Here is a 13,436-nt window from a genome sequence, read left to right on the forward strand (position 1 = left end):
GCCCACGCAGGGATCAAGCCTGACCGCCCGGAGTGGGCGGACTCCCCCCCGGAAAACCGCCCCCGGAAAACCACAAGGCCGAGAAAAACGATCACACCCCCTTCGGGTGCCACACCGTCTTCGTCTCCAGCAGCGCGGTCATCGGCGCCACCCCCGGGTCACCGGTCCAGTCGTGGTCGGCCGGGGCCGGCCGGAGCACCCGCTTGAGGTTGTCCGCCGCCTTGACCTCCAGGTCGGTGGCGAGCGCGGCATCGGTGACCCCGGTCAGGTCGATCGCGTTGACGTCCATGTGCGCGGCCAGCGTCGGCGCGGTCTCGGTGATCGCGCCGGTGAGGATGTTGACCACACCGCCGGGCAGGTCGGAGGTGGCCAGCACCTCGGCCAGCGTCACCGCCGCCAGTGGCTCGCTCGGGGATGCCGCCACCACCACCGTGTTGCCGGTGACGATCGCCGGGGCGATGACGCTGACCAGGCCGAGCAGCGCCGGGCGTTCCGGGGCGACCACCGCGACCACGCCGGTCGGCTCGGGCGCGGAGATGTTGAAGTACGGGCCGGCGACCGGGTTGGCGCCGCCGTACACCTGGGCCACCTTGTCGGCCCAGCCGGCGTACCAGACCCAGCGGTCGACAGCGGCGTCCACCTCGTCGCCGGGGATGCCCAGGGCGACGAACTGTTCGCGGCGGCCCTCCAGCATCTCGGCGGCCCGGTAGAGGATCTGACCCCGGTTGTACGCGGTCGCGCCGGCCCAGCCCTTGACGGCGGCGCGGGCGGCGACCACCGCGTCCCGGGCGTCCTTGCGGGAGGCCAGTGACACATTCGAGGACTGCACGAGATACGACCGTCCCGACTCGCTGCGCGGGAACTTCCCGCCGATGAAGAGCTTGTACGTCTTGCGTACCGCGACCCGCTCAGACATTGAGGTACCCCTCCAGCCCGTGCCGGCCGCCCTCGCGACCGTAGCCCGACTCCTTGTAACCACCGAACGGCGAGGTGGGGTCGAACTTGTTGAAGGTGTTGGCCCAGACCACGCCGGCGCGCAGCCGGTCGGCCATCCACAGGATCCGGGAGCCCTTGTCGGTCCAGATCCCGGCCGACAGCCCGTACGGCGTGTTGTTGGCCTTCTCCACGGCCTCGGCCGGGGTGCGGAAGGTCAGCACCGACAGCACCGGGCCGAAGATCTCCTCGCGGGCGATCCGGTGTGCCTGGGTGACGCCGGTGAAGATGGTCGGCGCGAACCAGAAGCCCCGGTCGGGCAGGTCGCACGGCGGCGACCAGCGCTCGGCGCCCTCGGCCGAGCCGGCGTCGGACAGCTCACGGATCCGGTCCAGCTGGGCGGCCGAGTTGATCGCGCCGACGTCGGTGTTCTTGTCCAGTGGGTCACCGACCCGGAGCTGAGCCATCCGTCGCTTCAGCGAGTCCAGTACCCGGTCGGCCACGTTCTCCTGGACCAGCAGTCGCGAGCCTGCGCAGCAGACGTGCCCCTGGTTGAAGAAGATGCCGTTGACGATGCCCTCGACGGCCTGGTCGATGGGTGCGTCGTCGAAGACGATGTTGGCGGCCTTGCCGCCCAGCTCCAGGGTGAGCTTCTTGCTGGTGCCGGCGACGGAACGGGCGATGGCCCGGCCCACGTCGGTGGAGCCGGTGAAGGCGACCTTTTCCACGCCGGGGTGCTCGACGAGCGCGCGGCCGGTGTCGCCAGCGCCGGTGAGGATGTTGACCACACCGGCCGGCAGCTCGGCCTGCTGGCAGATCTCGGCGAAGAGCAGCGCGGTCAGTGGGGTGGTCTCGGCCGGCTTCAGCACCACCGTGTTGCCTGCGGCCAGTGCCGGGGCGATCTTCCAGGCCAGCATGAGCAGCGGGAAGTTCCACGGGATGACCTGCGCGGCCACGCCGATGGGGCGCGGGTTGGCACCGAAACCGGCGTGCGGAAGCTTGTCGGCCCAGCCCGCGTAGTAGAAGAAGTGCGCGGCGACCAGTGGCAGGTCGACGTCACGGGACTCGCGGATCGGCTTGCCGTTGTCCAGCGACTCCAGGACGGCCAGCTCGCGGGAGCGCTCCTGGATGAGCCGGGCGATCCGGTACAGGTACTTCGCCCGGTCTCGGCCCGGCATCGGGCCCCAGACCTTGTCGTACGCCTTGCGGGCGGCGCGCACCGCGCGTTCCACGTCCTGGGCGCCGGCCTCGGCGATCTCGGCCAGCACCTCCTCGGAGGCGGGGTTGATCGACTTGAAGCTGCCACCGTCGGTCGGGTCGACGAACGCGCCGTCGATGAACAGCCCGTACGAGGGTTTGAGGTCCACCACCGAGCGGGATTCGGGGGCGGGGGCGTATTCGAACATCGGCTATCAGTCCAGGGTGAAGTAGTCGGGACCGGAGTAGACGCCGGTCGTCAGCTTGGTGCGCTGCATCAGCAGGTCGTTGAGCAGGCTGGACGCGCCGAAGCGGAACCAGTCCGGGTCGAGCCAGTCTGGGCCGACGGTCTCGTTGACCATCACCAGGTACTTGATCGCGTCCTTGGTGGTCTTGATGCCACCGGCGGGCTTCACGCCCACCTGCCGCCCGGTCGCTTCGCGGAAGTCGCGCACCGCTTCCAGCATCACCAGGCTCACCGGCATCGTCGCCGCGATCGGGACCTTGCCGGTGGAGGTCTTGATGAAGTCGCCGCCGGCCAGCATGGCCAGCCAGGAGGCCCGCCGGACGTTGTCGTAGGTGGCCAGCTCGCCGGTCTCCAGGATCACCTTGAGATGGGCGTCCCCGGAGGCTTCCTTGGTGGCCACGATCTCGTCGTAGACCTCCTTGTACCGCCCGGCCAGGAACGCACCCCGGTTGATCACCATGTCGATCTCGTCGGCACCGGCCGCGACGGCGGCCCGGGTGTCGGCCAGCTTGATCTCCAACGGCGCCTGACCCGAGGGGAACGCGGTCGCCACGCTGGCCAGGTGCACGTTGCTCCCGCGCAGCACCTCGGCCACGTGGGGGACCATCGCCGGGTAGACGCAGACCGCGCCGACGTGCGGGCATGACGGGTCGGCCGGGTCCGGACGCAGGGCCTTCGCGGCGAGCGCGCGAACCTTGCCCGGGGTGTCCGCCCCCTCCAGGGTGGTCAGGTCGACCATCCGGATCGCCAGGTCGATCGCCTGGGCCTTGGCGGTGGTCTTGATGGAGCGGGTGCCGAGCTGTGCCGCCCGCTGCTCCGCGCCGACCTGGTCCACGCCGGGCAGGCCGTGCAGGAAGGTCCGCAGAGCGGTCTCGGATCGTCCCAGCTCGGAGAGCTCCGACCGGGCCGACGTCGTTGTCGCCGTCATGCCGAGAAGTCTACGCACGAGACCGCCGAGTGATCTTGCTCACGACCGCTCGGTGAGGTTCCGACGTGAGCGGCGTCCCTGGTCCGACCGCACCCGCACCGTCGCGCGGCACGGACCGGTAGGTTGAGCGATCGTGGACGTACACGTCATTGACCACCCGCTGGCCCAGTCACGGTTGACCGCCATGCGGGACGCGCGCACCGATTCCTCGACGTTCCGGGCGGCGCTGCACGAACTGACCACCATGCTGGTGTACGAGGCGGCGCGCTCCTTCCCCGTCGAGCGGTACCCGGTGCAGACGCCGGTCACCGGCACCGAGGGCACCCGGCTGGCCAACCCCCCGCTGCTGGTCCCGGTGCTGCGCGCCGGGCTGGGCATGGCGGACGCCGCGCTGGGTCTGCTGCCCGAGTCCTCGATGGGTTTCGTGGGCCTGGCCCGCGACGAGGCGACCTACGAGCCCCGCGCGTACATGGAGTCGCTGCCACGCGACCTGGCCGGGCTGCCGGTGCTGGTGCTCGACCCGATGCTGGCCACCGGCGGTTCGCTGGAGCACTGCTGCCAGCTGCTGGCCGACCGCGGCTGCACTGACATCACAGTGCTCTGTGTGCTCGCCGCCCCGGTCGGCATCGACCGGCTGGAGCGCTCCGGCCTGCCGTTGCGCCTGGTCACGGCCTCGATCGACGAGGGGCTCAACGACCACATGTTCATCGTCCCCGGCCTCGGCGACGCCGGCGACCGCCAGTTCGGTGGCATGCCCCGCTTCTGACGGGAGACCCGGTCGGTGCCGGGTCCGGCGGGGTCCGTGCACGGGGTGCGCGGACCCGCTACCGTCTCCGGCCATGACTGGTGTTGCGCTCGCCGAGGAGTTGCTGCTCCTCGCCTACGACGACACGACCGGCAAGGCGACGATGCCACGGATCAGCCTGGACCTGGGCATGGCCGCCGCGGTGCTGGTCGAGCTGGCCCTGACCGGCCGGATCGCGTACGCCGACGGGTCCCTGACGGTGATCGACCCGACGCCCACCGGCGAGCCGTTCAGCGACGACGTCCTCGGCCGGATCGCCGCCGACACCCCGCACAGCCCGGCGTCCTGGGTGCAGCGTTTGCGGCACGGCCTGCGCGACCGGATCCTCGCCGACCTGTGCCGGCAGGGCGTCGTCCGGGACGTCGACGAGACCGAGTTGGGCTTCATCCACGTGCACCGTTACCCGGTCGTGGACACCTCCGTCGAGGCGGAGACCCGGCAGCGGCTGGCCGAGGCGCTGACCGGCGCGGCGGCCCCGGACGAGCGGACCGCCGCGCTGGCCACCCTGGTGGTGGTGCTCCGGATGGAGTCCGCGCTCGGGCTGAGCGGCGAGGCCGCCGCCGACGCCCGCCGCCGGCTGACGGAGATCGCCACCGGCGCCGGGTTCTCCGGCGAGGTGAGCACCGACAACTCGGTGGTCCGCCCGTCGGTCGGCCTGGTCGTCGCCGCCCTGGCCAAGGCCGTCGACCAGGCCCTCGGCAAGCGCGCCTGATCAAGGCCGTCGACCAGGCCCTCGGCAAGCGCGCCTGATCGTCGAAGCCAGCACGCCCCTGCCGTCCTTTGCTCTGCACCCGCGGATGCACCATGCGCCATGCGGTGGCCGCCGCTCGGCGTCCGCCGCATGTCGGCTCCCCGATGGCACGTGGCGCATCCGCGGGTGCAGAGCAAAGGGAACGTGCCGAGCGGATGGGTCGTTCGCGGCGTCAGATGCCGAGAGCGGCGCCGACCTCGGCTCGCAGCCCGACGACCGCCTGCGCCGCCCGGCTGCGGGCCGCCGGAACGTCACCATCCGTGACCGGCTCCACCACCTCGAGGTACGCCTTGAGCTTCGGCTCGGTCCCGGACGGGCGGATCACCACCCGGGCCGCTGCGGTCCGCAGGATCACCACGTCCGACTCGGGAAGCAGGTCCCGGACGCTGTCCACCGGCTGCCCGAGCAGGGTGGCCGGGGTGGCCGCCCGGATCCGGGCCATCGCGTCGGCGATGACCCGCAGGTCGTCCACCCGGGCGGAAAGCTGGTCCGTGTGGTGTACGCCGAACTCGGCAGCCAGCTCGTCCAGCCGGTCGGTCAGCGTGCGACCCTGCGTCTTCAGTCCGGCGGCCAACTCGGCCACTGTCAGCGCGGCGGTGATGCCGTCCTTGTCCCGGACGTGTTCCGGGGCGACGCAGTAGCCGAGTGCCTCCTCGTAGCCGAAGACCAGCGGCGCACTTCCTCCGCCGGCCCGCACGATCCACTTGAAGCCGGTCAGCGTCTCGTCGTAGGGCAGGCCCCGCGCCGCGCACATCGCCCGCAGCAGTGACGACGACACGATGGTGGTGGCGTAGAGCCCGGTCACCCCTCGGCGCATCAGGTGATCGGCGAGCAGGACGCCCACCTCGTCGCCCCGCAGCATCCGCCAGCCGTCGCGGTCCCGGACGACCACCGCGCAACGGTCGGCGTCCGGGTCGTTGGCGATGGCGAGGTCCGCGCCGGTGGAGTCGGCCAGTGCGATCAGCCGGTCCACCGCACCCGGCTCCTCCGGGTTGGGGAACGACACGGTGGGGAACGCCGGGTCCGGCTCGGCCTGGTCGGGCACCACCCCGGGGGTCGGGAAACCAGCGCTGGCGAAGGCGGCGGTGAGCACCGCCGCGCCCACCCCGTGCAGGGGGGTGTACGCCACGGTCAGGTCCCGTGGCCCGTCCGGGTCGATCACCGCGGTGGCCCGTTCGACGTACGAGGCGACCAGGTCGTCGCCGAGCACCTGACCGGGCTCGCCCAACGGCACCTGGGCCAGCGGCCCGACCGATCGGATGGCGGCCTCGATACCGGCGTCGGCGGGTGGCACGATCTGCGCGCCGGCGCCCAACTCGCCGCCCAGCTCCGCGCCGAGGTAGACCTTGTAGCCGTTGTCCTGCGGCGGGTTGTGGCTGGCCGTGACCATTACGCCGGCGACACCGCCGAGGTGCCGCACGGCGTACGCCAGCACCGGGGTGGGCAGCGGTCGGGGCAGCAACAGCGCCGGGCGGCCAGCGCCGGTCGCCACCTGGGCCGTGCGCTCGGCGAACTGCCGGGAGCCGTGCCGGGCGTCGTACCCGATCACCAGGGGACCGGTGCCACCCTGGGCCGCGAGCCAGGTGACCAGGCCGGCAGCGGCCTGGGTGACAACGGCGAGGTTCATCCCGTTCGGGCCGGCGCGCAGCGGGCCGCGCAGGCCCGCCGTGCCGAAGGTCAGCGGGCCGGCGAACCGGTCGGCCAGCTCCGGGCCGCTCGCCGGGAGACCGTCGAGCACCGCCGTCAGCTCGTCTCGGCTGGCCGGGTCGGGGTCGTCGGCCAGCCAACGCCGGGCTTGCTCGCGAATGTCGTCGATGTCAGTGCTGTCCGCCGCCATGCCCCTTGATAGCACGGCGACGGATCATCCCTGTGGGTTCCCTCCGGCTCAGCCGTTCCCGGTGAGCTGGAACGTCCGTGCCATCTCGTCGAAGATCGCCTTGCTCTCCGCGAACTTGGCGTCCGTGGAGGTGAGGTAGAACGAGTACGCCTTGCCGTCCTGGGCGACGCCTCGCCAGACACCGTGCCGCATCGCGTCACCCGCGCCGCAGGTGTACTCGAATTCGGCTGCCGGCTTGCTGGCCAGTTCGGTCTCGGTGGAGGAAATCTGGTTGTACGGCTTGACGCAGGAGGTGCTGCGGGTCTTGAGGCCGTTCTCGGCCGTCTCGGCCCACCGGACGGAGCTGCTGGTCCACTTCTCGGTGATGATGCGGACCTTACGGCCGCTGTCGGCCGGGTCGATGTAGTCGGTGTACGAGCCGCCGGTGGACTTCTTCCAGCCCTTCGGCACCATGACCTGGATTCCGCGGGCCGTGTGCTCCTGCATCTCGACGGTGGGGGCCGCCGGGGCGGACGTGGTGGGCTGCGCGGTCGGGGTGCTCGGCGGGGCGTCGTCGCCGCCGGAGAGCGCCACCGCGGTGAGCAGCAGCACGACGACCAGGCCGCCGGCCGCGGCGAGCTGCACCTTGCGCGGCCAGCCCTTGACCGTGGTGACGAGCTGACCACCGGTGGCCCGAGCCTTGTCCAGCGCGCTGCCGCCCGAAGCGGCGGGCGTGGTCGCCCAGGGTTGGCCGGTGCCCGGCACCGACCACTGGTTGCCGCCGCCGTAGGTGCCGCCGACGCGCTGGGTGGCCTCCGGTGCTGCCCCGCCGTACCCGACCTGCTGGGTGGCATCGGCCGGGCTGCCGTAGCTGACCCGCTGGGTGGCGTCGGGGTGCCCGCCGGCGTCCACCCGCTGGGTGGCGTCCGCGTTGCCGCCGTAGGTGCGCCCGGCCGCCGGTCGGCCCGTCGTCGGCATCGCGCCGGTCGGCGTGTGCAGCGGGCCGGCCAACGCGTCGGCGCTGGTCTCGTCGAGACCCCCGGTGGTGCCGGCCGGACGAGCTGCCGCCTGCGGGCGCTCGCCCCGGCGCAGCGAGGCCAGCCGGTCGGTCAGGGACTCGCCCGGGGCCAGCATCGCCTTGCCGCCGATCTGGCTGTCCGGCTTCGGCTCCGGCTGGGGCGGCGGGAGGACGGGGATGGGGCGCTGCTGCACCGGCACCACGGCGTACGGGTCGGTGACCGAGTGCACAGCCGTCGCCGTGCTGCCCAGCGGGCCGGCGAGCAGCTCGCGCAGCATGGCCCGGGAGGTGTGCACGTCGAGTCGGCGTGCCGGGTCCTTCTCGAGCAGACCCATCAGCACTCGGGTCAGCGGGCCGCTGCGCTGCGGTGGGGCGGGCGGGTCCTCCACCACGGCGTGCATGGTCTCGATCGGGTCGCCCTTGTCGAACGGGGGGCGCCCCTCGACAGCTGTGTAGAGCGTCACACCCAGTGAGAAGAGGTCACTCGGCGGCCCGAACTCCTGGCCCATGGCCCGCTCGGGCGAGATGAAGTGCGGTGAGCCGAGCACCATGCCCGGGGTGGTGAGCTGCACGTCGGTGGGCATCCGGGCGACCCCGAAGTCGGTCAGCACGCAGCGCCCGTCGGTGCAGATCAGCACGTTGGCGGGTTTGACGTCGCGGTGCAGCACGCCGATCGCGTGCGCGACCTCCAACGCGCCGAGCAGCGCAATGCCGATCTTGGCGACGGCCCGCGGGGCGACCGGCCCGTCCTCGATCACCATGTCGGCGAGGCTGCGGGCGTCCAGCAGCTCCATCACGATCCACGGCCGGCCCGCCTCGGTGACCACGTCGTACACCTGCACCACGGCGGGGTGCTGGATGGCGGCGGCGGCGCGGGCCTCGCGCAGGGTGCGTTCGTACATCGCGTCGCGGTCGCTGGGGGCCAGCCCCGGGGGCAGGACGACCTCCTTCACCGCCACGTCACGGCGCAGCAGGGTGTCTGTGGCGCGCCACACCGTGCCCATGCCGCCGTTGCCCACCGAGGACCGCAGCGAGTACCGGTCACCAATGGTGGTGCCGGGCGCCGCTCGTCCGTTGGCGGGACTGACTGGTCCGCCGCTCCACGTCGGGATCTGAGTCACAGAAAAGCCACCGGGGGAAATCGAGGGGGGCTGGGACACAACCCCCCTATCTTGCTGGTTCCGACGCCGGATGCGAAAGCCGACGCGGCGGACGTTTGTCGAAGTCGACAGAACGTGCCCTGTCGTTCACCTGCTGTCGACAGCTCGGGACGCACTGTGCGGTATCCCTCACCCGACGACGTGGCCAGGCGTCCTACCATCCGGGGATGAACCAACGGCGGTCAAGTGAGTCCGGTTTTCCGATCAACGGCGTCTACACGGAGGCCGACCTTCCGGAAGAACTGGACTCCCGGCTCGGCAGCCCGGGCGAGTTTCCGTACACCCGGGGTGTCTACCCCACCATGTACACCTCCCGCCCGTGGACGATGCGCCAGTACGCCGGCTTCGGCACCGCCACCGAGTCCAACGCGCGGTACCACCAGTTGTTGCGGGCCGGCACGATGGGCCTCTCGGTAGCGTTCGACCTGCCGACCCAGATGGGCTACGACTCGGACGAGCCGATCGCGCACGGCGAGGTCGGCAAGGTGGGTGTCGCGATCGACTCCATCGAGGACATGCGGCTGCTCTTCGCCGACATTCCACTGGACAAGGTGTCCACCTCGATGACCATCAACGCGCCCGGTTCGGTGCTGCTGCTGCTCTACCAGCTCGTCGCCGAGGAGAACGGGGTGCCGGGCACGGCGCTCAACGGCACCATCCAGAACGACATCCTCAAGGAGTACATCGCCCGGGGGACGTACATCTTCCCGCCGAAGCCGTCGCTGCGCCTGGTGGCCGACACGTTCGCGTACTGCCGCAGCGAGGTGCCGAAGTGGAACACCATCTCCATCTCGGGCTACCACATGGCGGAGGCCGGCGCGACGCCCGCGCAGGAGATCGCGTTCACGCTGGCCAACGGGGTGGAGTACGTGCGGGCGGCGCTGGCCGCCGGGCTCGCCGTCGACGACTTCGCGCCCCGGCTGTCGTTCTTCTTCGTGGCCCGCACCACGCTGCTGGAGGAGGTGGCGAAGTTCCGCGCCGCCCGGCGGATCTGGGCTCGGCTGATGCGTGACGACTTCGGCGCCAAGGATCCGAAGTCGATGATGCTGCGGTTCCACACCCAGACCGCGGGCGTGCAGCTCACCGCCCAGCAGCCGGAGGTGAACCTGGTTCGGGTGGCGGTGCAGGGTCTGGGCGCCGTGCTCGGTGGCACCCAGTCGCTGCACACCAACAGCTTCGACGAGGCGATCGCGCTGCCCACCGAGAAGGCGGCCCGGCTCGCGCTGCGTACCCAGCAGGTGCTGGCCTATGAGACGGACCTGACCTCCACCGTCGACCCGTTCGCCGGGTCGTACGTGGTGGAGGCGATGACCGCCGAGATCGAGGCCGCCGCCGTCGAGTTGATGGAGCGGGTGGCCGACCACGGCTCGGCGGTGGACGCGATCGAGGCCGGGTTCCAGAAGCGGGAGATCGAGCAGTCCGCGTACCGGATCGCCCAGGAGATCGACTCGGGGGAGCGGGTGGTGGTCGGGCTCAACCGGTTCACGGTGGACGAGGAGGAGCCGTACGAGCCGCTGCGGGTCGACCCGACGATCGAGGCGGCCCAGGCCGACCGGCTGGCCCGGTTGCGTTCCGAGCGGGACGCCGACGCGGTGGCACGGGCGCTCGCCGATCTTCGGGCCGCCGCCGAGGGTACGGAGAACGTGTTGTACCCGATGAAGGAGGCACTGCGGGCCCGCGCGACGGTGGGTGAGGTCTGCGGGACGTTGCGTGAGGTGTGGGGGTTGTACCGCCCCACTGACCGATTCTGAGCGTCCAGCCGCGACTGCGGCCTTCGGGGGTGCCGGTGTGTCCGGCGCTCTCAGCGGGTATCCGGTCGATTGAGCCGGGACGCACACCCTGTGCGCCCACGGCGGGTGGGTGCGTGTGAGCGTCCTTATCCGGCTCGTTGCGCTGTGTGGTCGGCTAATTGTCGGAGTGTCAGTTCATCACCCCGACTAATGCGACAATTTGGCAACGGGTCTCCGGCTGTCGACCGGGATTCGGGACCGCAGCGATCGGTTACGCGTTGTAGGAGGTGAGGGGCTGATGACGGCATTCGACCGTGATCTACCTGCTGTCCCCCACCTTGACGAGCGGCCCCAGCAGGGCATACGTGACTCTGCGCGGTCCGATCATTACCGTAACGAGGTTGCGCAGCGTCACCGTCGGAGGTCTAGGCTGTCTGCTGTCCCCGATGATCCATCCATTCCTAGTGATCGAGAATTCGACGTGACGAGTGCGTTGACGCTGCCCACGAGTGGCCAGCTGGCGTCGTCCTGGCCGGAGACGCCACCGGGATCCGAGCCCCTGCCCCGCGAGCTGGACCATCTTCTCGCGCTCCGGGTACCGGGGCTGATCGCTACGCGCCGTCACCTCCACTCGCACCCTGAGCTTTCCGGCAACGAGTTCGAGACGGCCGCGCTGATCGCCCGGGAGCTGTCGCTGGCCGGGCTGAGCCCGCGCCTGCTGCCCAAGGGCAACGGCGTGATCTGCGACGTCAACGGCAGGCCGGACGGCCCAGTCGTGGCACTGCGCGCCGACATCGACGCGCTGCCGCTGGACGACCCCAAGGACGTCCCGTACCGGTCGACAGTGGAGGGCGTCTGCCACGCCTGCGGGCACGACGTGCACACCTCGGTCCTGCTCGGCGTCGGCATGCTGCTGGCCCAACTCGCCGACCTCGGTGAGCTGGACGGTCGGGTCCGGCTCATCTTCCAGCCGGCCGAGGAGATCCTGCCCTGCGGTTCGCTGGAGGTCATCGAGGCCGGCGGCCTGGACGACGTGGTGCAGATCTTCGCGCTGCACTGCGACCCGAACCTGCCGGTGGGCCAGGTCGGCCTGCGGGTCGGCCCGATCACCGCGGCCGCCGACAACGTGACCGTCCGACTCTCCGGCCCGGGCGGGCACACCGCCCGCCCGCACCTGACCGTCGACATGGTCGACGCGCTCGGTCGGCTGATCACCGAGGTGCCGGCCCTGGTCAGTCGCCGGGTGCCGGCCAACAGCGGCCTGCTGCTGGTCTTCGGCCACGCCTCGGCCGGCACCCGCTACAACGTCATCCCGTCCGAGGCGAGCGCGTCCGGCACCCTCCGGGTGATGGATCGCGACACCTGGGAGAAGGCTCCCAAGATCGTCGCTCAGGTGGTGCGGGACGTGATCGCGCCGACCGGTGCCACTGTCGACCTGGAATACCTGCGCGGCCGGCCGCCGGTGTGCAACGACGCCCGCGCCATCCAGGTGCTGACCGCCGCCACCGCCGCCGCCCTCGGTCCGGACGGGATCGCCGAGACACCGCAGAGCATGGGCGGCGAGGACTTCTCCTGGTACCTGGAGTACGTCCCCGGTGCCCTCGCCCGGCTCGGCGTGGGTCGCGCCGGCCCCAACGTCGACCTGCACCGGGCGAGCTTCGACGTGGACGAGCGGTCCATCGCGGTCGGCGTCCGCGTCATGGTGCAGACCGCGTTGCGGGCACTGGCGGCGGCGCGCTGACCGGCGCGACCGGAGCCGAGGGCTTGCGCCGTCGGCGCAGCACCACCAGCAGCGCCACCAGCGGTACGCCCAGCGCCACCAGCCACGGCAGCAGTGCGCCCAGCACCGTGAGCAGGACGGTCATCGAGACGACGAACGCCTTCCAGCCGCCCTTGAGTCCGACCAGGAAGCCGGTCTCGGCCTTCTCCTCGGTGTCCTTCGCCGCCGGCCCGGCCAGCGACACGGTGATCGTGGAGAGGGCGGTCAGGTCGGCCAGGCGTCGCTTCTTGGCTTCCAGCGAGGCCAGGTCGGCCTCCCGTCGACCCAACTCGTTCTCCAGCGACACCAGGTCGGTGATCGAGGTGGCCCGGGACAGCAACCGGCGGGCGCTCTCCACCCGGGCCCGCTGACTGGTGATCCGGGCCTCCAGGTCGACCGTCTCCTCGGTGACGTCCTGAGTGTTGATCTCCCGGCTCTGCTGCCGACCGAGCTTCGCGATCTCCTCCACCACGCCGGTGAACTTCGCCGCCGGCACCCGCAACTCCAACTCCGCCACCGCGTCGGCGTCGGCGCTGTGCCGCTGGTCGCCGCCGACGAAGCCGCCGGCCCGACCGGCCGCGGCGGTGGCCTCGCGGGCGGCAGAGTCCACATCGTCCACCTGCACCCGCATCTTTCCGGTGTAGATGATCGCCCGCTGGTCGACCCGTAGGTCGGGTGCGCCCGCGCCGGCCCCCTCCGGTGCGCCCGCGGCGGCGTCCCGGTTCACCTCACCGCCGTTGGCGGCTGGCGCCTCGGCCGCCGTGCCCGCGCTGTCCTGCGCCCCGCTGTCGCCGGCACCGCACCCCGTCAGCGCCAGGGCCGCCGCCAGTGTCGTCGCCGCCAGCAGCGCACTGCGGCGTCGTCCCATCTGTCCGTCCATCCCCGCTCCCATCGTCGTCAGCCGGTGTGGCGATAGCTCGGACGCGACGCGCACACCGGCTGGTTCCGGCAGACTGCGCTGAGGACGTCACGATTCGATAATCGAGGAGTCACGATGCGGCTCACCAAGTACGCCCACTCCTGCCTTCGGGTGGAACACGACGGGGGAGGACCGGCCGCGATACTGACCTCTTTCGCCCACGGAGCTGAACA

General features: G+C 71.3%; 10 protein-coding genes. 4 read left to right on the top strand and 6 right to left on the bottom strand.

Features of this window, described 5'->3' with window-relative positions; genetic code table 11:
* Window positions 1-91: 91 nt before the first annotated feature.
* Genes AB0B48_RS27040 through deoC form a run of 3 tightly spaced genes read right to left on the bottom strand, consistent with a single transcriptional unit; the run spans window position 92 to window position 3,305 of the window.
* Window positions 92-916: an aldehyde dehydrogenase family protein gene (locus AB0B48_RS27040; protein WP_355009491.1), complete on the bottom strand. Its 825-nt coding sequence runs from the start codon at window positions 914-916 to the stop codon at window positions 92-94.
* Window positions 909-2,339: an aldehyde dehydrogenase family protein gene (locus AB0B48_RS27045; RefSeq protein WP_357206403.1), complete on the bottom strand. Its 1,431-nt coding sequence runs from the start codon at window positions 2,337-2,339 to the stop codon at window positions 909-911. The genes AB0B48_RS27040 and AB0B48_RS27045 overlap by 8 nt, the downstream gene beginning before the upstream one ends.
* 6 nt (window positions 2,340-2,345) lie before the next feature.
* Entirely contained in the window at window positions 2,346-3,305 is a 960-nt protein-coding gene (gene deoC, locus AB0B48_RS27050; protein WP_357206405.1) for a deoxyribose-phosphate aldolase, read from the bottom strand.
* Window positions 3,306-3,438: 133 nt separating this feature from the next.
* Here deoC and upp point away from each other — a divergent pair, with 133 nt between their 5' ends.
* Window positions 3,439-4,071, top strand: coding sequence for a uracil phosphoribosyltransferase (gene upp, locus AB0B48_RS27055; RefSeq protein WP_355009488.1), 633 nt, complete (start codon window positions 3,439-3,441; stop codon window positions 4,069-4,071).
* Window positions 4,072-4,144: 73 nt separating this feature from the next.
* Window positions 4,145-4,822 (top strand): GPP34 family phosphoprotein, encoded by a 678-nt coding sequence (locus AB0B48_RS27060; RefSeq protein ID WP_357206407.1) that lies wholly within the window; start codon window positions 4,145-4,147, stop codon window positions 4,820-4,822.
* A 211-nt stretch (window positions 4,823-5,033) separates the two neighbouring features.
* Here AB0B48_RS27060 and AB0B48_RS27065 read toward each other — a convergent pair whose 3' ends face one another.
* Both AB0B48_RS27065 and AB0B48_RS27070 read right to left on the bottom strand, forming a co-directional pair.
* Window positions 5,034-6,698, bottom strand: a complete 1,665-nt coding sequence (locus AB0B48_RS27065; protein ID WP_357206409.1) for a phospho-sugar mutase — start codon at window positions 6,696-6,698, stop codon at window positions 5,034-5,036.
* 48 nt (window positions 6,699-6,746) lie between these two features.
* On the bottom strand, window positions 6,747-8,816 hold the full coding sequence (locus tag AB0B48_RS27070) for a protein kinase (RefSeq protein WP_357206411.1): 2,070 nt from the start codon (window positions 8,814-8,816) through the stop codon (window positions 6,747-6,749).
* A gap of 206 nt (window positions 8,817-9,022) precedes the next feature.
* Here AB0B48_RS27070 and AB0B48_RS27075 point away from each other — a divergent pair, with 206 nt between their 5' ends.
* Both AB0B48_RS27075 and AB0B48_RS27080 read left to right on the top strand, forming a co-directional pair.
* Window positions 9,023-10,606, top strand: coding sequence for a methylmalonyl-CoA mutase family protein (locus AB0B48_RS27075; protein WP_355009484.1), 1,584 nt, complete (start codon window positions 9,023-9,025; stop codon window positions 10,604-10,606).
* Window positions 10,607-11,066: 460 nt separating this feature from the next.
* A complete protein-coding gene (locus AB0B48_RS27080; RefSeq protein ID WP_355009483.1) occupies window positions 11,067-12,326 on the top strand; it encodes an amidohydrolase in 1,260 nt (419 codons plus the stop codon).
* Here AB0B48_RS27080 and AB0B48_RS27085 read toward each other — a convergent pair.
* Window positions 12,283-13,245: a DUF4349 domain-containing protein gene (locus tag AB0B48_RS27085; protein ID WP_357206414.1), complete on the bottom strand. Its 963-nt coding sequence runs from the start codon at window positions 13,243-13,245 to the stop codon at window positions 12,283-12,285. The genes AB0B48_RS27080 and AB0B48_RS27085 overlap by 44 nt on opposite strands.
* Between the last annotated feature and the right edge of the window lie 191 nt (window positions 13,246-13,436).

The organism is Micromonospora sp. NPDC049089 (assembly GCF_040648775.1).
Taxonomy (GTDB): Bacteria; Actinomycetota; Actinomycetes; order Mycobacteriales; family Micromonosporaceae; genus Micromonospora.